Origin of the sequence: Mangrovimonas sp. CR14 (assembly GCF_011764015.1) — a bacterium.
Lineage (GTDB): Bacteria > Bacteroidota > Bacteroidia > Flavobacteriales > Flavobacteriaceae > Mangrovimonas > Mangrovimonas futianensis.
Genome location: NZ_JAAFZY010000002.1, coordinates 42,930 through 60,978, shown reverse-complemented (window position 1 = coordinate 60,978; position 18,049 = coordinate 42,930). Strand labels below are relative to the sequence as shown.

At 36.6% G+C, this 18,049-nt stretch carries 17 protein-coding genes; 10 read left to right on the top strand and 7 right to left on the bottom strand.

The features are described 5' to 3' along the window. The first annotated feature begins 17 nt into the window (after positions 1–17). Positions 18–815: a hypothetical protein gene (locus tag GZ212_RS03575; protein WP_166957360.1), complete on the top strand. Its 798-nt coding sequence runs from the start codon at positions 18–20 to the stop codon at positions 813–815. Here GZ212_RS03575 and GZ212_RS03570 read toward each other — a convergent pair. Further along, complete coding sequence (locus GZ212_RS03570) at positions 812–2,089, bottom strand: replication-associated recombination protein A (protein WP_166957358.1); 1,278 nt, start codon at positions 2,087–2,089, stop codon at positions 812–814. The two genes, GZ212_RS03575 and GZ212_RS03570, sit on opposite strands and share 4 nt — an antisense overlap. Positions 2,090–2,195: 106 nt before the next feature. Between GZ212_RS03570 and GZ212_RS03565 the strand changes: the two genes are divergently transcribed. Further along, positions 2,196–2,939, top strand: a complete 744-nt coding sequence (locus GZ212_RS03565) for a rhomboid family intramembrane serine protease (protein ID WP_166957356.1) — start codon at positions 2,196–2,198, stop codon at positions 2,937–2,939. Here GZ212_RS03565 and rlmB read toward each other — a convergent pair. From rlmB to GZ212_RS03535, 6 genes are all read right to left on the bottom strand, one after another. Continuing rightward, positions 2,936–3,670, bottom strand: coding sequence for a 23S rRNA (guanosine(2251)-2'-O)-methyltransferase RlmB (gene rlmB / locus GZ212_RS03560; protein ID WP_166957354.1), 735 nt, complete (start codon positions 3,668–3,670; stop codon positions 2,936–2,938). The genes GZ212_RS03565 and rlmB overlap by 4 nt on opposite strands. A 69-nt stretch (positions 3,671–3,739) precedes the next feature. Further along, positions 3,740–4,729, bottom strand: coding sequence for a hypothetical protein (locus GZ212_RS03555; RefSeq protein ID WP_166957352.1), 990 nt, complete (start codon positions 4,727–4,729; stop codon positions 3,740–3,742). A 23-nt stretch (positions 4,730–4,752) separates the two neighbouring features. Then, complete coding sequence (locus GZ212_RS03550) at positions 4,753–5,610, bottom strand: hypothetical protein (protein ID WP_166957350.1); 858 nt, start codon at positions 5,608–5,610, stop codon at positions 4,753–4,755. 18 nt (positions 5,611–5,628) lie between these two features. Further along, positions 5,629–7,113 carry a SusD/RagB family nutrient-binding outer membrane lipoprotein gene (locus GZ212_RS03545; RefSeq protein ID WP_166957348.1) on the bottom strand — a complete coding sequence of 495 codons (1,485 nt, stop codon included), beginning with the start codon at positions 7,111–7,113 and terminating at the stop codon, positions 5,629–5,631. 15 nt (positions 7,114–7,128) lie between these two features. Continuing rightward, positions 7,129–10,212, bottom strand: coding sequence for a SusC/RagA family TonB-linked outer membrane protein (locus tag GZ212_RS03540; RefSeq protein WP_166957346.1), 3,084 nt, complete (start codon positions 10,210–10,212; stop codon positions 7,129–7,131). Positions 10,213–10,333: 121 nt separating this feature from the next. Beyond that, entirely contained in the window at positions 10,334–12,016 is a 1,683-nt protein-coding gene (locus GZ212_RS03535; protein WP_206080377.1) for a POTRA domain-containing protein, read from the bottom strand. Between the two features lie 177 nt (positions 12,017–12,193). Here GZ212_RS03535 and rpsL point away from each other — a divergent pair, with 177 nt between their 5' ends. From rpsL to rplB, 8 genes are all read left to right on the top strand, one after another. Continuing rightward, positions 12,194–12,568: a 30S ribosomal protein S12 gene (rpsL, locus tag GZ212_RS03530; protein ID WP_036121756.1), complete on the top strand. Its 375-nt coding sequence runs from the start codon at positions 12,194–12,196 to the stop codon at positions 12,566–12,568. Between the two features lie 19 nt (positions 12,569–12,587). Beyond that, positions 12,588–13,064, top strand: coding sequence for a 30S ribosomal protein S7 (gene rpsG / locus GZ212_RS03525; protein ID WP_053971498.1), 477 nt, complete (start codon positions 12,588–12,590; stop codon positions 13,062–13,064). A gap of 5 nt (positions 13,065–13,069) precedes the next feature. After that, positions 13,070–15,196, top strand: a complete 2,127-nt coding sequence (gene fusA, locus GZ212_RS03520; protein WP_166957344.1) for an elongation factor G — start codon at positions 13,070–13,072, stop codon at positions 15,194–15,196. 11 nt (positions 15,197–15,207) lie between these two features. Then, on the top strand, positions 15,208–15,513 hold the full coding sequence (gene rpsJ / locus GZ212_RS03515; protein WP_007650482.1) for a 30S ribosomal protein S10: 306 nt from the start codon (positions 15,208–15,210) through the stop codon (positions 15,511–15,513). A 152-nt stretch (positions 15,514–15,665) separates the two neighbouring features. Next, entirely contained in the window at positions 15,666–16,283 is a 618-nt protein-coding gene (rplC, locus tag GZ212_RS03510; protein WP_166957342.1) for a 50S ribosomal protein L3, read from the top strand. After that, positions 16,283–16,912, top strand: a complete 630-nt coding sequence (gene rplD / locus GZ212_RS03505; protein WP_166957340.1) for a 50S ribosomal protein L4 — start codon at positions 16,283–16,285, stop codon at positions 16,910–16,912. Before rplC ends, rplD begins: the two co-directional genes overlap by 1 nt. Positions 16,913–16,920: 8 nt before the next feature. Further along, positions 16,921–17,211 carry a 50S ribosomal protein L23 gene (gene rplW / locus GZ212_RS03500; protein ID WP_166957338.1) on the top strand — a complete coding sequence of 97 codons (291 nt, stop codon included), beginning with the start codon at positions 16,921–16,923 and terminating at the stop codon, positions 17,209–17,211. A gap of 12 nt (positions 17,212–17,223) precedes the next feature. Then, complete coding sequence (rplB, locus tag GZ212_RS03495) at positions 17,224–18,048, top strand: 50S ribosomal protein L2 (RefSeq protein ID WP_166957336.1); 825 nt, start codon at positions 17,224–17,226, stop codon at positions 18,046–18,048. Position 18,049 lies beyond the last annotated feature (1 nt).

Genomic DNA, 18,049 nt, shown 5'->3' with positions numbered 1-18,049 from the left:
ATTACAAAAGAATAGAAATGAAGAAAGTTTTATACGCCCTTTTTGTTGGTCTACTGTTTGTTCAATCAGGATTTTCACAGGAGAGCATCAATAATTATAAATATGTCATAGTACCAAACAAATATGATTTTGTAAAAGAAGCAGACCAATACCAACTCAATTCCCTTAGTAAATTTCTGTTTGAGAAGTACGGTTTCAAAGTGGTCATGCAAGATGATACGTATCCTGATGAATTGTATAATAACATGTGTTTGGGATTAAAATCAGATGTTGTTAATGAATCGGGTTTGTTTACAACTAAGTTAAAGGTCGTTTTAAAAAATTGCCAAAATAGAGTGGTTTTTGAAGGAGCCGAAGGAACGAGCAAAGAAAAACAATATAAAGTGGCATATAACCAAGCTTTAAGAGAAGCTTTTGTTTCTGTGGAAGCTCTAAACTATTCATACGAACCATCTAGTTCTGTGGCTCAAGCCAAGGCAGTGGCTCCTGTTGCTGGGAGTAATGAGGTTAAGGTACCGGTAAAACAAGTAGCTGAAGTTGCTACGGTAGAAACAGTAACAGCTCCGCAACCTAAGACTGTAGTTGAGCAAAATGAGGTTGCATATGAAATGCTATATGCCCAAAAAATTGCAGGAGGCTATCAATTGGTTGATAGTACCCCTAAGGTTGTTATGGTTCTCTTAGAGACTCCACAAGCAGATATGTTTTTGGTTAAAGGCAGGGACGCTATTGTTTACAAATCAAATGATGAATGGATCTTAAGTGACAAGAGCAGTGGGGAATCTAAGACTACAACACTGGTCATTAAATTCTAATAACCGTATTTATTTTTCCAACGTGATTTTAGAAAGTCCCTTAGGGCATTTTCTCTGGAATTAGAACCTGGCTCATAGAGCTTGGTGCCTTTGATGTCGTCTGGTAAAAATTCCTGTTCAGCAAAGTTATTTTCATAGCTATGCGCATACTTATAATTGTCACCATAACCCAACTCTTTCATCAATTTGGTAGGTGCATTTCTGATGTGTAAAGGCACAGAGAGATCTCCCGTTTGCTTCACCAATTGTTGAGCCGAATTGATAGCTTCATATGCGGCATTACTTTTTGGAGAGCAGGCTAGATATGTAGCACATTGACTCAGTATAATGCGCGATTCGGGATAACCTATAACAGAAACAGCTTGAAAGGCATTGTTGGCAATAACAAGAGCCGTGGGATTTGCATTTCCAATATCCTCACTAGCTAATATTAATAACCTGCGGGCAATGAATTTAACATCTTCACCACCTTCTATCATTCTGGCCAACCAATATACTGCTCCATTAGGGTCACTTCCTCTGATAGACTTAATGAAGGCTGAAATGATATCGTAATGTTGCTCCCCGGTTTTATCATAACGAACCGTATTGTTTTGAACTTTCTTGAGAACAGAATCATTGGTTATTTCAACCGTTTTGGAATCTTCAGAATTCACAACAAGTTCAAAAATATTGAGCAATTTGCGAGCATCCCCTCCAGAAAGGCGCAATAATGCATCGGTTTCCAGAAGTTTTATGTTTTTTTGAGATATATGTTCATCTTTTTCCATAGCCCGCTTTAAAAGGGCTTCCAGATCACTTTTACTGAAGGAATTTAAGATGTATACCTGGCAACGGGATAATAGAGCGGGAATAACTTCAAAGCTTGGGTTCTCGGTAGTGGCACCTACAAGGGTTACCCAACCTTTTTCAACCGCTTGAAGCAAAGAATCCTGTTGTGATTTACTGAATCGGTGAATCTCATCAATAAAAAGAATCGGGTTTTTAGCAGTAAAGAGACCACCACTGTTTTTAGCTTTTTCAATAACATCTCGCACATCCTTAACTCCAGAATTTATAGCGCTTAGGGTATAGAAAGGTCTGTTGGTCTCGGTGGAAATGATATTGGCCAATGTCGTTTTGCCTATACCAGGAGGACCCCAAAAAATCATGGAAGGTATAAGTCCTTGTTTGATTTGATGGAATAGAGAACCTTCCTTTCCAATCAAATGGTCTTGTCCTATATAGTCCTCGAGGGTTTTTGGTCTTAAACGTTCTGCCAATGGTTCGTTCATGTGGTAAAATTATGGAATTATGATGGATTCAGTATGGATGTAAAGGGAAATACTGACAATTTATCATTACATTTCTTCTTGGGTAGAAATTTGATAGATGAAACGTATGAAAGAAGACTCATTTCAATTTTCTAATGGGGTAGTTGTTTACCCATTACTATTTGTTTTGTCCATTTGGGTGGTGTTTTGGGCTGAGGTTCGGTTCGGTTTTAATTTCACTAGGTTAGGAATCTATCCATTGGCTGTTAAAGGCATTCCAGGTATAGCCTTAAGTCCCTTAATTCATTCAGGTTTGACCCATTTGCTTCACAATAGTTTGCCGCTTTTGATCCTGTCTGCAGCACTGTTCTACTTTTATAGGCCCATAGCATGGAAGGTAATCATTTTTGGAATCTTACTAAGTGGTTTGATGACTTGGTTGATAGGAAGGCCTTCCTATCATATTGGCGCTAGTGGGTTAATTTATGTCTTAGTTAGTTTTACCTTTTTCAAAGGAATTTTTGCCAAACACTATCGGTTAATAGCGTTGTCTTTGATGGTTGTATTCCTATACGGAGGAATGATATGGTATACCTTTCCTATCAAAGATGAAATTTCATGGGAAGGTCACTTATCTGGGTTTTTAGTGGGCTTATTTTTTGCGCTGGTTTTTAGAAAGCAAATAGCAAAACCCAAGAAATATGAATGGGAAAAGGACGATTTCAATGAAGATGACGATCCCTTTCTAAAGCATTTTGACGCCGACGGGAATTTTATTGAACAACTGCCTGAGGAGGTCGATCTGGAAGAAGACACACAGGATTCTATAGTTTATAATTATATCTATAAAAAAAAGGATGATGACGATTAACGACGTTGTCTAATCACTTCATATAGGAAAGCACCACAGGCGACCGATACGTTTAGCGATTCTATGGTACCTAATAAAGGTAATTTAGCGCGGTCATCTACAATTTTTAAAACGGATGGATTAATCCCTTTTCCTTCAGATCCCATAACAATGGCGCATGGTTCAGCGAACGAAACATCATATAAATCGTTGTCTGTTTTTTCGGTAGCTGCAATAACTTTGATACCTGAAGCTTGTAGATGAAAGATAGCATCCTTAATATGATCAACTTTACAAATAGGAATTTTGAAAATAGCTCCGGCGCTGGTTTTTACAGTATCGGCATTAATAGGAGCACCACCTTTTTTCTGGATGATGATACCATGAACACCAGTACATTCAGCGGTTCGTATGATGGCCCCAAAATTTCTAACATCACTTAATTGGTCTAAGACTAAAAATAGGGGAATAACACCTGATTCTAGAGTCTCAAGAATAAGCGCATCCAAATCATGAAATGCAATCGGAGCGATTTGGGCAACGGCACCTTGATGGTTTCTATTCTTGAACTTATTCAATTTTTCAATAGGAACATAGGAGTAATTAATGTTTTCTGATCGAATTAGGCTTTCCAATTCTTTAAACAAATCACCTTTCAAACCTTTTTGCAAGAATACCTTATCAATATTTTTTCCAGAATTGATAGCTTCAATAATGGTTCTAATCCCAAATATTTCTGTGTCGTTTTTCATGATGTAAAAATATAAAAAAGCCTGCTTAAAAAAGCAGGCTTTTAATTATGAGTTATTGTTTAATTTAAATTAGGATCTAGACCCTTTAAATTTCACTGGAAGATTTGCAGAAGAAATTCCTGCTGCAGATTTACCAGAAACAATAGTTTCACCAGTTTCAATATCTGTTACTGTGTAAGTATTACCTTCAATAGTTAAAACAAATTTAACTAAATAAGCATCATCATTACCTTCTTCTAAACCACCAGTTGCAGTATTCCAAACAGTGCTTAAATCTACTTCTTCAACCCAAACACCAGGCTTGGCAAAAATGATAGAAGCAGGAGCATTGGTTGCAGCTTCTGGCAACTCTGATCCAGAGTAAACCATAGAATAGAATCCAGGGATAACCCAGTAGTCTCCATCTGGTAAAACACCTTCAGGAACTGTAATTGATTCTGGACAATCATACCATGAAGCAGCTAAAAGACCGAAGTTAGCATCATAAAACTCTAAATCGAAGTCAGCTCCACACCAGTCGTGAGTATCCCCATCAGCTCCGGTGAATTCACCATCCCATCTCAAAATAACTTGGAAGTCATTTGATGTGATGTTGCTAATGTTTACAGCAAATTCAGCTCCAGCACCAACGATTGAGTTACCAGCATATCCTTGAGAAACTCTGATTCTTGCAGATTCAGTTCCCTCTGGATAAATATCGTAAAGAGGTTCAACGTAGAAACTAACTGATGTAGAATAAGCAGGAATAGTAACATACCAACCTTCAGGACCATTTTCATATTCTGAAAGGTGAATATCACTTCCTCCTTCTCCGTAAATAGCTACATCATCCCAATGATCAGATAATAGATCGATTTTAAAGTCAGAATCTAAAGAAATTGCTCTGTCAATTGTGATTGTAACCATTACTGGATCATCACCTTCTGTAACATCCAAATCTGTAGTAGTTACTGTTGCAGTTGGTTTGTTATGTGATGGATAATCTTGATCATCATCCATACATCCAAATGCTAGAAGGGATAAACCAAACAAGAATAATTTATAATTTAATTTTTTCATTTTTAATGTCGTTTAAGAGATTTTTATTGAAGCGTATAGGTCATGGTATAGATGTAGTTCGTACCAGATAATACTATTGAATAAATAATAGTAAAGTTTCCATTCTCATCAACAACTCCGTGAGCACCTGAACTTGCATCTGGGTATTGTACACCACCCCAAGTATTACTATAGGCATTCATTAAGTATTGATCAGGTAAAATAGATAATTCACCACATACATCTACAAATGAGAAACCGTGATCAGGTTGTAAAGAACCTGCAGCCCAGTGACCTGTAGTTAACGTATGGAATGTGTTTACACCTACTTCTTCAAGTGGTTCAACTCCCATACTAAAGCTTGCTCCATCACTTCTTGTTCCAGTAACCAAATAGTTTTGTCCTCCTAATTCAGATTGACAACCTACAAAGGTAATGGTAAGTGTAGTATTGAAAGATGAAATAGTAGCGTTGTTTGAAGCAACACCTTCAAGGTCTAAGATCAATCTTGTTGGTTCAGTAGGATTTAAATTTCCAGTATTGATATAAATACCAAATTCATCAAATCTTTGACCAGCAGGAATAGTCATTGTTCCAGAGTTATCCATGAAATCAAACTCTACACCTTCTGTTGCAGAAGATGCTGGATTCACGCTGTAATTAACAACGATATTAGAAGCTGATGGTGTTCCATCCATACCACCTATTAAATTTAACGGATAGTAAGATTCAATAGGTCCTTCATCTGAAAAATAACTTTCAGTAAATGATGCTGTTTTAAAACCAACCACATAAGGAGTGTTGGCCATAGCATCTAACGTCTCATCTTCGTCGTCTACGATACAAGAAACACTAAAAAGTGCACTTACTAATAATAAGGTTAATAATTTAAAATTTTTCATATTCAATTTTTTTTAAGATTAATTTTGAGTAGCATCCCAGAAAATGTAGGTGCTGAATGCAGTTTCTGCATTTTGGCTAGGTACATTTGCGGCATTGGCAATTAACTCAGAAGCTGGATATAATAATCTATTAGGCTTGTTTGGTCTTTGAGCAGTCAAAGCCAAAGGAATTTCAGGATATCCAGTTCTTGTATATTCAATCCAAGATTCAATTGCATTGATTCCGTTTGTAGCTAACCATTTTTGAGTCATAATAGCCTCAATTTTGTTTGCTGATCCATCCCAACCAATTTCGTTGATTGCATCACTATTAGCAATGTAACTAGTAGCAGAAAGATCATAATAATCAAATGACGCGGCGATACCAGCTTGGAATAAAGCCTTAGCATCTCCAGAAATATAGTTTCTAAAAGCAGCTTCTGATTGTAAGAAGTAGCTTTCAGCAGCTAACATAAGAACACCATCCTGATCATGTCCTTTCAAAAGACCAGGACCGATTGGAGAGATATCTTCTGGGATGTTAGGATCGTTACTATCGATACCTTGCTCAACACCAATAACTACTCCTCCAATAGCCTCATAGATTTCATTTCCTCTTGGATCTGGAATACCAGGAGTACCATTTACAAAGTCAGCAGCATATTTAGATGCTCTAACAAAACGGTGTGAAGTAGTTTCAGAATCGTCAACGTTATAACCATAAGTTCCGTAGAAAGGATTTTGACGTCCTGCATCTTGAGCATATCCAGGGTTAATAGTTACGTCAGTTGAAACGAAATTCTGAGATAATGAAGCAAATTGTTCATTTAAGTAAGTAGCAGTTTCACCATCTGTTTCAGCTTTAGTTGCTTCTCTCATAAGAATCTTAAGCTTAACAGTGTTAGCAAAACGCTCCCAACTTGCCATGTTTCCACCAAAGATAACATCCTCAACTCCTACTGCATAACCTGATCCATCTTGGATTAAAGCGATAGCTTCGTCAAGTTCTACGATTAAAGCTCTGTAAATAGCCATTTCGTCGTCATAAGCAGGTGTTAAATTGTCATTCCCTTGGAATGCCTCACTGTAAGGACAATCACCATAAAGGTCAACTAAATATTGGAAATAGAAAGACTTCATAATCTTAGCTATAGCCACGTGTTGGTTGTAACCTTCAAAGTTAGAATCAATCATAGCTTGAAAGTTACCTAACTGAATGTAAAGACCATCCCAAATACTACTGTAAAAGGTACTAGTCATAATCATTTGGTACTCTTCGTTAAATCCACCAGTAAAGGCGTTAACGTTAGCAGACCAGTTATTCATGAAGACATTCCCTAAACGATTCATCGTACCAGCCTGAGTGGAGTAAATTCTCGTTTGTGCTCCTGCCAAAATTAGGTCAGGAGAGATTAAATCTGCCGTAGGGTTGTCTATCGGATCGTTTATGTCTAAGTAATTGCTACATGAGTTTAGTAACGTCAAGGCAATTAATAGTGTAAATAATTTATTTAATTTTTTCATGATTTCAAGCAATTATTAAAATGTTACATTTAGGCTCATACCAATTGATCTTGTCACAGGGTATTGGTTAACTGCTGCTAAACCTTGACCATTTCCAGTTGTATTGGAAGTTTCAGGATCGTTATAACCTCTATTCTCCTTAGGAAGAATAGTAAACAAGTTTCTTGCGTTTACACCTAAAGTTAAAGAACTTAAAGCAGTGTTATCTAACATCTTTGGAGATAATGAATAACTTAAAGACAACTCACGACACTTGAATGCAGTAGCATCTAACACAAAGTTTTCAGCAACAGTATAGTAATCGTTAGAGAAGTAGTTTAAGTAATTAGAGTAAGTAGTACCACCAGTGATAACACTTGTATTTGCTACATATCCACCGTTTCCATCAGGAATAGCTGAGTTTGGATAGATAAATCCAGTTCTACCATTTTGAGCAGATTCAATTAAGTGACCTGACCAAGATAACCAAGATTTAGATCCAGACCAAAATTGGTGACCAGTTCTGTAATCAAATACACCAGATAATCTGAAACCTTTGTAGCTGATAGAAGTATTTAATCCTAAGATATAATCAGGATTCGCAGTACCTAAAATTTGTAATTCGTTAGATACTCTTGGTGTTCCTGTAGCAGGATCAATGATAACACGTCCTTGAGGATCTCTTTCATAAGCAGAACCTTTGATAGTAGGGAATTCTTCACCTACCACTGCAAACACACCAATTGGGTTAGCGTTGTTAGGGAATGATTGTAATGCTAACTCATCTGTATCATCACTAATTTTGATAACGTCAGTTTTGTTAGTTGCATAAGAGAATCTTGCTTCCCAACGTAATCCTCTTGGATCTGCAGACCAGATTGGCTTAACTCCTAAATCAACTTCAAAACCTTTTGTTTCAGTTTCACCAATGTTAACTCTAGATGTAGCAACACCAGATGCATAAGATGCAGAAGTATTAGCAATTTGGTTTGTGTTTTTTGAGAAATAGTAAGAACCATCAACAGTTACTCTATCGTTAAACAATCCAAGGTTTAAGTTAAATTCTGTTGAAGTTACGAATTCTGGCTCTAAGAATTGGTCAGTAATACTTGTGTCTCCTAAGAAAGAGTTTAATGAACCATAAGGGAAGTTTGCAGCTTGCCCATAAATTGGAACTACCTCATATGCCCCGATACCACCATCATTACCTACTTTTACGTGAGAAGCAGCAATTTTCATGTAGTTTATTGGACCATCAGTAATATCAAACGCTTCTGTAGGAACAAAAGATAAACCTACTCCAGGGTAGAAGAATGAGTTGTTTGAAGGGTCTAATGTAGAAACCCAGTCATTTCTAGCTGTTACGTTTAAGAATAAGAAATCTTTAAATCCTAAATCCACGTTTCCAAATAGACCAATTCTTCTACTTCTAACAGTTGAGTTACCAACGTTTGGTGTTCCTGTTACGTTGCTAATGTTATAGAAACCAGGAATTGTTACGTTGCTACCACTGTTATTTGTACGGATAAATAAGTTATCCTGTAAGTTGTGACCGATATTCGCTTTTAATGTGATATCATCAGTTAAATTGTAATTAAAGTTAACTAATAAATCCCCATAAAAGTTTCTGTAATTGTCATTGTAAGTTCCAAAAGAGGAAATGGTTGTGTGATCTCCACCACCTACGTTTTCAGTATCTACATAACCATTAACCCAGTTTCTTCCACTACGTTGTCTAGTTCTGATACTCGCGTTATAAAGGATATCGATGTTATCATTAAGTTGGTATCCTAAGTTTACAACACCAGTCCAGATATCAAAACGATCTTCTTGTCTTTCATTGTCTCTAATCCAGTATGGAGATCTGTAGTAAGAAGTCCAGTGAGTAGCATTGTTAGGCTCAGAAAATTCTTCTACTGGAATGTTTGTTGCTGTTTGTAATAATTCAGTATACAAAGTTCCTGTAGATTGTTGCGTCTTACTAGTTAAATAAGATACGTTACCTTCTAATGTCCACTTACCAACTTTTTTACCTCCTTTAAAGTTAAAGGTGTTTCTGTTAGCCTTGTCATCAGAAATAACGAATTCTGTATCTACTTTGTTAGCAGATAAGAACACATAACCATCTTCCAAATTACCGTTTGATAAACTAATAGTATTTTGGAAAGTTGTACCTGTTTGGAAGAATTCCTTGATGTTATCATCAATTGCGCTGTATGGGAAATATCTGTATGATCCATCAGCTAATGGTAAACCAACTGGTCTAAGTTGACCATCCATTTCAGGTCCCCATCCACCATTTTCATAAGAAACAAACTCTCCATTCCATCCTTGACCATATCTATTTTGTCTTTGAGGAATGTAAGCGATTGATTCAAAAGAAGCAGATGAACTAACTGAAACATTGAATTTGTCAGTAGTACCACCTTTTCTAGTTGTTACAATAAAAACCCCGTTAGAACCTTGAGAACCGTAAAGAGCAGCACCGTTAGCACCTTTAATTACGTTTACAGATTCAATTAAGTTAGGGTCAATATTAGCTAAAATTTCAGATGATGAAATTACCCCATCAATTACAATTAAAGCTTGGTTGTTACCAGTCAAGGATCTGTTACCACGTAATACGATACGAGTACTTTGATTAACTCCACTGTTAGTAGTGTTAATTTGTAGACCAGATACCTTACCAGATAAACCTTGTACTAAGTTAGGGTTTTGAGCCTGAGTCAACTCTTCTGCTTTTACCACTTGGTTGGCTGTGGTAATCTCATCAAGTTTTCTCTTAGTACCAAGAACCGAGATAACTACCTCGTCTATGGCTTGAACATCGGGCTCCATGGCAAAACTAATGGTAGAAGAAGATCCTACTGTCATTTCCTTTGGAGTGTAACCCACAAAAGTATAGACAAGGACACTTCCTTGGCTCGCAGAAATGGAATAATTTCCATCAAAATCTGTTTGAGTACCATTGGTCGTACCTTTAACGATGATATTAACTCCAGGGAGCGGCAATCCGTTTTCATCCGAAATTGTCCCTGAAATTGTTTTTTCTTGTGCAAAGGAAAGATGCACAACAAACGCTAAGAATAGCGTTAGAATTCCACTAAACTTTGTTTTCATTTTATATTTTATTTGAATTAGTCTACGCCAAAAATCATAATAAAAAGTTAATTAAACAACATTAGCAGGTTAAAATTTTCATTTTTTTTAAAAAGTTTGTTGGATTAACGTTAAGAAAACTCTAAAAAAAAGAAGTGAGGCTTAAATGCACCTGGGAGTTGGAAAACTTGAAATTTTGAGACTCTGTTTTCCCGTTGGCATAATTAAATTTTAATAATCCTGCTTTGGTTAAAAGTCCGAACCCAAGACCAAAACTGTAGAGGTTTTCTTGCTGAGTTGAAAGCTCGTTTTCAAGGTATCCAAAATCTATAATGGTATGAATATAAATACTTTCTGAAAGTGAATGCCTGTATTCTGTATTGATGAAGGCATATAAATTAGCAGCTAAACTATTTTCTTCAAACCCACGTATAGAATTGATTCCTCCAAACCATGACAGTTCATTTTCAAGGATATTGGAACTATCCAAGAGGAAGCTATTTAACCTAACGTAAATACTGTTTTTGAGATTTAAATTAAAGATTTTAAATGCGTCTACCAATATTTGATTTTGTGCCAAATCTTCTCCGGATAATGTTCTTTTTCCGGTTCCGATTTGGAATCGTAACAACGAATTTGTAGGGAATAGTCTGTTGCTTTGTCGTAAATTGAAAACATACCTTACATTATAAAAGGTAGATTTATAATCGTTAAGGGGGATTGTGGCTTCCTGACTTAAAAGATTTTCAGATTGCACACCTTGAATGCCTATATATATAGAATGCTTCGGATTAAACTGATAGAAAAGATTGGCGCGTTGCTCGCTAGTTGTAAAAGTTGAATCCTTCCGAAACAGTCTCAATTCAAATTCAGTTCCCAATGGTGTCTGGAAGAGATAAGGGATTTCTATATTGGTTTGAAACCTTCTTTGATCGTTTTGGTCGCTTTTGTAGGTCAAGCTAAATCGCTCCCCAAAATTAAGGTTGTTTGTCAAGTTTAAATTTAAGTAACCGTTAAATTCTATTTTATTGGTTTCTTCATTGGTTCCAAATCCTATGAAGCCGTCAAAGTTGTTTATTTTTTGTTTTTCTATATAAAGGTATAGAATGGTTGAATCTTTAGTGAATTGGATTTCTGGGTCTTTAATAGAACTTGCGAATGACAATTGGTCTAATCTGTTAACCTTTTCCTTGATTTTGGAAATGTTCAAATTTTGACCGTTCCTTATTTTAAGGTAATGCCGGACAAATGACCTAGGGAATTTTTCGTAACCTTTAATTTTAATATCGTCTATATGACGTTGGTCTTGGTTGTCTTTGATTTTTAATTTTGCAGTTAAATAGTTGTTTTCAGCTTGAATGTCGTCAAGTTGAAAAGAGATAAAGGGATTCCCTAAATCTGATAACGTCAAACTTAATTTATTTAAACTTTCCTCTAAATCAAAAAATGGAAGGGTGAAAAACGTGTCTGTATAAGTGTCGCTTATTTTTTTTATTGCCTCTTTCGGAATGTTGTTATAATATATATGTATAGAGTCATATTTTTTTTTTAGGTCGATCAAGCCTAAAAAAGTAGAATCATTTGTTTTCCTTAGTTTGTCAAATTCAGCATCTAAAAAACCAGATTTAAATGTTCTTTCTTTAAAAAGGGCGTATTCTTTTTCAATGGATAGGACATCCAGATGTATTTTTGCATAACCTAAAGAATCTATTTTGGCTGAATCTGAAATGGATTTAGATAGAATTCTGAGATGAAGTTCTTGACAAACAGTATCTGTAGTAAAAAAGATATATATAATAAGGAGTGTGAGATAAGATTTCTGCAACGGTAAAAATTCTTATTGGTATGTAAAACTAACTCAAAAAGAGATGTTTTAATATAAAGAGGCTTTTATTTTTTAAATGAGATTGAAAATTAATTTGTTATGATTTGAAAAATTAAATTTAATTTCTACCTTTGCAGCCCTCAAAGAAGAGGTATTGTATAAAATTAGTAAAAATTTATGCCAACAATTTCACAATTAGTACGAAAAGGAAGAGCCAAGATTACCAAGAAGAGTAAATCGGCTGCTTTGGATTCGTGTCCGCAAAGACGTGGCGTTTGTACTCGTGTATATACGACTACACCTAAGAAGCCTAACTCAGCTATGCGTAAAGTAGCAAGGGTAAGGTTAACTAACGGTAAAGAAGTAAACGCGTACATCCCAGGTGAAGGACATAATCTCCAAGAGCACTCGATAGTATTGGTAAGAGGTGGAAGGGTAAAGGATTTACCAGGAGTTAGATACCACATTGTTCGTGGAGCTTTGGATACCGCAGGTGTTCAAGGAAGAACGCAACGTAGATCTAAGTATGGAGCAAAACGCCCTAAAAAGTAAAATTTTTTAAGACGAAGACATGAGAAAAAGACAAGCGAAAAAAAGACCTTTGTTGCCAGATCCACGTTTCAACGATCAGTTAGTGACGCGTTTCGTTAACATGATGATGTGGGATGGTAAGAAGTCTGTAGCTTTTAAAGTGTTTTATGATGCGATTGACATTGTAGACCAAAAGAAAACTGACGACGAGAAGACTGCTTTAGAATTGTGGAAAGATGCCTTATCTAATGTGATGCCTCACGTAGAAGTACGTAGCCGTCGTGTTGGTGGTGCTACCTTCCAAATTCCAATGCAAATTCGTCCAGACCGTAAGATTTCAACAGCTATGAAATGGTTGATTGGATATGCGCGTAAAAGAAACGAAAAGTCAATGGCTCAAAAATTGGCATCAGAGATTTTAGCTGCTGCAAAAGAAGAAGGAGCAGCCGTTAAGAAGAGAGTAGATACTCACAAGATGGCAGAAGCAAACAAAGCATTCTCACACTTTAGATTCTAATATAAATGGGTAGAGATTTAAAATACACAAGAAATATAGGTATTGCAGCACACATTGATGCTGGAAAAACAACAACTACAGAGCGTATCTTATTCTATACAGGGGTAAGTCATAAAATCGGTGAAGTTCATGATGGAGCCGCTACTATGGACTGGATGGAGCAAGAGCAAGAAAGAGGTATTACTATTACTTCTGCTGCAACGACTTGTACTTGGCAGTTTCCAAGAGAAAATGGTGTTCCAACTCCTGATGCAAAAGATTATCACTTTAATATTATTGACACTCCTGGTCACGTTGACTTTACTGTAGAGGTAAACCGTTCATTACGTGTATTAGATGGGTTGGTATTCTTGTTTAGTGCTGTTGATGGTGTTGAGCCACAATCTGAAACTAACTGGAGATTAGCTGATAACTATAAAGTGCCTCGTATGGGATTTGTTAATAAGATGGATCGTCAAGGATCTAACTTCTTAGCAGTATGCCAACAGGTTAAGGATATGTTAGGGTCTAACGCTGTGCCAATTGTATTGCCAATTGGTGATGAAGCAGACTTTAGAGGGGTAGTTGATTTAGTTAAAAACCGTGCTATTGTATGGCATGAGGATAACTTCGGATCAACTTTTGACGTTGTTGACATTCCTGAAGATATGAAAGCAGAAGTTAGCGAATACAGAGCTAACTTAATTGAAGAAGTTGCTGGATATGATGAAAACTTGTTAGAGAAATTCATGGAGGATGAAAACTCTATTACAGAGGATGAAATCCATGCTGCTTTAAGAGCTGCTGTTATGGATATGTCTATCATTCCTATGGTATGTGGTTCTTCATTTAAAAATAAAGGGGTTCAATTCTTATTGGATGCCGTATGTCGTTACTTGCCTTCGCCAGTAGATAAAGATGCGATTGTAGGTACAAATCCTGATACAGGAGAAGAGGTTAAGCGTAAGCCAGATGTTACTGCACCATTTGCTGCATTGGCATTTAAGATTGCTACAGATCCATTCGTAGGTCGTTTGGCATTCTTCCGTGCTTATTCTGGTCGTTTAGATGCAGGATCTTATGTTTTGAACAATAGATCTGGTAAAAAAGAGCGTATTTCTCGTATTTACCAAATGCACTCAAACAAGCAAAATGCTATTGAATATATCGAGGCAGGAGATATTGGAGCTGCTGTAGGTTTCAAGGATATTAAAACAGGAGATACCTTATCTGATGAGAAGGCACCAATCGTTTTAGAATCTATGGACTTCCCAGATCCAGTAATCGGTATCGCTGTTGAGCCTAAAACTAAGGCTGATGTTGATAAATTAGGTATGGCTTTGGCTAAATTAGCTGAAGAGGATCCAACGTTTACAGCAAGAACAGATGAAGCTTCAGGACAGACGATTATTTCTGGAATGGGTGAGCTTCACTTAGATATCATTGTTGATCGTCTTAGAAGAGAATTTAAGGTTGAAGTAAACCAAGGTCAGCCTCAAGTGGAGTACAAAGAAGCAATTACAAGAAAAGCTGAGCACAGAGAAGTTTACAAAAAACAATCTGGTGGACGTGGTAAATTTGCTGATATCGTATTTACTCTTGAGCCAGCTGAAGAAGGAAAAACAGGTCTTGAATTCGTTTCAGAAATTAAAGGTGGTAACGTTCCTAAAGAATTTGTTCCTTCAGTTGAGAAAGGATTTAAAATGGCTATGGTTAATGGTCCGTTGGCTGGATATGAAGTGGATTCAATGAAAGTTACTTTAACGGATGGTTCTTACCACGATGTGGATTCTGATCAATTGTCATTCGAATTGGCTGCTAAACTAGGATTTAAAGCTGCTGCTAAAGCTGCAAAAGCTGTAATCATGGAGCCAATTATGAAATTAGAAGTGTTGACTCCTGAAGAAAACATGGGAGATATTGTAGGTGACCTTAACCGTCGTCGTGGTCAAGTTAATAACATGAGCGACAGAGCAGGTTCTAAAGTTATCAAGGCTGATGTGCCATTATCTGAAATGTTTGGATATGTAACTGCGTTACGTACCCTTTCTTCTGGTAGAGCAACATCAACCATGGAATTTTCACATTATGCTGAAACACCTTCTAACATTGCAGAAGAAGTGATTAAAGCGGCTAAAGGAGTTGAAGCTTAAATTTTAAGGAAATGAGTCAAAAAATTAGAATAAAATTAAAATCATACGATCACAATTTAGTAGATAAGTCTGCTGATAAGATTGTGAAGACAGTAAAAAGTACTGGAGCTGTTGTAACTGGACCAATTCCATTACCAACACACAAGAAAATTTTCACTGTACTACGTTCTCCGCACGTAAACAAGAAGAGTAGAGAGCAATTCCAATTAAGCTCTTATAAGAGATTATTGGATATCTATAGTTCTTCCTCAAAGACTATCGACGCTTTAATGAAGCTTGAATTGCCAAGTGGAGTTGAAGTAGAGATCAAAGTGTAAGTACACTTCGTTTGTTAGCTGGATAAGTTGACAAGTACATGTCCGGAGCTGCGTGCAAAGGAAAAACGGAAAAAATACAATTCAGGGTTGAAAGGTATTTTGACCCTGAAGTTTTTTAAATAAGTAAGTAATAATAAATTAAATTAATAATTATGTCTGGGTTAATTGGAAAAAAGATCGGAATGACCAGCATTTTTGATGACAAAGGAAAGAACATTCCTTGTACTGTTATCGAAGCAGGTCCATGTATCGTTACCCAAGTCAGAACCGAAGAAGTTGATGGCTATACAGCTTTACAACTTGGTTTCGATGACGCGACAGAAAAAAGTGCTACTAAAGCTGAAATTGGTCACGCCAAAAAAGCTGGTACTTCTGTTAAGCGCAAAGTCGTAGAATTTCAAGGTTTTGATGCGGAGTACAAATTAGGTGATGCAATCACTGTTGAGCATTTTGTTGAAGGAGAGTTTGTTGATATCTCTGGAGTTTCAAAAGGAAAAGGATTCCAAGGGGTTGTTAAACGTCATGGTTTTGGTGGTGTAGGTCAAGCTACTCACGGTCAACATAACCGTTTAAGAGCACCAGGATCTATTGGAGCTGCTTCTTATCCAGCACGTGTATTCAAGGGAATACGTATGGCTGGCCGTATGGGTGGTGAAAAAGTAAAAGTTGAAAATTTAAGAGTATTAAAAGTAGTTCCTGAAAAGAACTTACTTGTTGTTAAAGGATGTGTTCCTGGACACAAAAACTCTTATGTAATTATCGAGAAGTAATGAAAGTAGCAGTTTTAGATATAAACGGAAAAGACACAGGTAGAAAGGTTGAGCTTTCTAAAGATGTGTTTGCTATTGAGCCTAACAACCATGCTGTTTATTTAGACGTGAAACAATACTTGGCTAACCAAAGACAAGGAACTCACAAGTCTAAAGAAAGAGCAGAGATTGCAGGTAGTACTAGAAAAATTAAAAAACAGAAAGGTACTGGTACAGCAAGAGCTGGTAGTATCAAGTCTGGAGTTTTTAAAGGTGGTGGACGTATGTTTGGTCCTACTCCTAGAAACTACGGTTTCAAATTGAACAAGAACCTTAAGCGTTTAGCTAGAAAATCAGCTTTATCAATTAAGGCAAATGAAAACTCTATCGTAGTATTAGAAGATTTTTCATTTGAGACTCCAAAGACTAAGAGCTTTACAGCTGTGCTAAAAGCCTTAGGACTAGAGGATAAAAAATCTTTGTTTGTGTTGGGTGCATCAAATAATAATGTATATTTGTCGTCGCGCAATTTAAAAGGGTCTGAAGTTGTAAATAACTCAGAATTAAACACTTACAAGATTTTGAATGCGAATCAAGTGGTGCTTTTAGAGAGCTCATTAGAAGGAATTGAATCGAATTTAAGTAAATAAGGAAGGCAATGAGTATTTTAATAAAACCTATTATTACTGAAAAAGCGACTACTCAAAGTGAAACTTTGAATGCTTACGCTTTTGAAGTGAGCCAAAAGGCGAACAAGGTAGAAATTAAAAAAGCGGTTGAAGCTGCTTATGGTGTTTCTGTTGAACAAGTTCGTACGATAAATGTCCGTCCAGAAAGAAGAACCCGTTATACAAAAACTGGGATTCAGCACGGTAAAACAAATGCTATCAAAAAAGCAATTGTAACTGTGAGTGACGGAGAGGTGATTGATTTATATAGCAATATGTAATAAGACAAAAAGATGTCAGTAAGAAAATTAAAACCAATCACGCCAGGTCAGCGTTTTAGAGTAGTAAATGGGTTTGACGCCATTACTACTGATAAGCCGGAGAAAAGTTTATTAGCTCCGAAGAAAAAATCTGGTGGTAGAAACAGTCAAGGAAAGATGACCATGCGCTATTTAGGTGGTGGTCACAAAAAGAGATATCGTATCATTGACTTCAAGCGTAACAAAGCAAATGTTCCAGCTGAAGTAATGTCAATTGAATACGATCCAAACAGAACTGCATTCATCGCTCTATTGAATTATGAAGATGGAGAGAAGAGATATATGGTAGCTCCAAACGGATTACAAGTTGGACAAACTGTTGTTTCTGGTGAAGTGGTGCCAACAGAAATTGGTAACGCAATGCCATTAGCAAACATCCCATTAGGAACTATTATTAGTTGTGTTGAGTTAAGACCAGGTCAAGGTGCTGTAATGGCAAGAAGTGCTGGTACTTTTGCACAATTAATGGCTAAGGAAGGTAAGTATGCTACTATCAAATTGCCATCTGGTGAAACAAGAATGGTATTGTCTGCTTGTATGGCAACTATCGGTGTTGTTTCCAATTCAGATCACCAATTAATGGTATCTGGTAAAGCTGGTAGATCTAGATGGTTAGGTAGAAGACCAAGAACTAGACCAGTAGTAATGAACCCAGTAGATCACCCAATGGGTGGTGGTGAAGGTCGTGCTTCAGGAGGTCATCCACGTTCTAGAAAAGGTATACCTGCTAAAGGTTATAGAACCCGTTCTAAGACAAAAGCGAGTAATAAGTATATTGTAGAACGTAGAAAGAAATAAT

Coding starts and splice junctions, on each gene's coding strand:
- GZ212_RS03575 (WP_166957360.1), top strand. CDS start 18: ATGAAGAAAGTTTTATACGCCCTTTTTGTTGGTCTACTGTTTGTTCAA.
- GZ212_RS03570 (WP_166957358.1), bottom strand. CDS start 2,089: ATGAACGAACCATTGGCAGAACGTTTAAGACCAAAAACCCTCGAGGAC.
- GZ212_RS03565 (WP_166957356.1), top strand. CDS start 2,196: ATGAAAGAAGACTCATTTCAATTTTCTAATGGGGTAGTTGTTTACCCA.
- rlmB (WP_166957354.1), bottom strand. CDS start 3,670: ATGAAAAACGACACAGAAATATTTGGGATTAGAACCATTATTGAAGCT.
- GZ212_RS03555 (WP_166957352.1), bottom strand. CDS start 4,729: ATGAAAAAATTAAATTATAAATTATTCTTGTTTGGTTTATCCCTTCTA.
- GZ212_RS03550 (WP_166957350.1), bottom strand. CDS start 5,610: ATGAAAAATTTTAAATTATTAACCTTATTATTAGTAAGTGCACTTTTT.
- GZ212_RS03545 (WP_166957348.1), bottom strand. CDS start 7,113: ATGAAAAAATTAAATAAATTATTTACACTATTAATTGCCTTGACGTTA.
- GZ212_RS03540 (WP_166957346.1), bottom strand. CDS start 10,212: ATGAAAACAAAGTTTAGTGGAATTCTAACGCTATTCTTAGCGTTTGTT.
- rpsL (WP_036121756.1), top strand. CDS start 12,194: ATGCCAACAATTTCACAATTAGTACGAAAAGGAAGAGCCAAGATTACC.
- rpsG (WP_053971498.1), top strand. CDS start 12,588: ATGAGAAAAAGACAAGCGAAAAAAAGACCTTTGTTGCCAGATCCACGT.
- fusA (WP_166957344.1), top strand. CDS start 13,070: ATGGGTAGAGATTTAAAATACACAAGAAATATAGGTATTGCAGCACAC.
- rpsJ (WP_007650482.1), top strand. CDS start 15,208: ATGAGTCAAAAAATTAGAATAAAATTAAAATCATACGATCACAATTTA.
- rplC (WP_166957342.1), top strand. CDS start 15,666: ATGTCTGGGTTAATTGGAAAAAAGATCGGAATGACCAGCATTTTTGAT.
- rplD (WP_166957340.1), top strand. CDS start 16,283: ATGAAAGTAGCAGTTTTAGATATAAACGGAAAAGACACAGGTAGAAAG.
- rplW (WP_166957338.1), top strand. CDS start 16,921: ATGAGTATTTTAATAAAACCTATTATTACTGAAAAAGCGACTACTCAA.
- rplB (WP_166957336.1), top strand. CDS start 17,224: ATGTCAGTAAGAAAATTAAAACCAATCACGCCAGGTCAGCGTTTTAGA.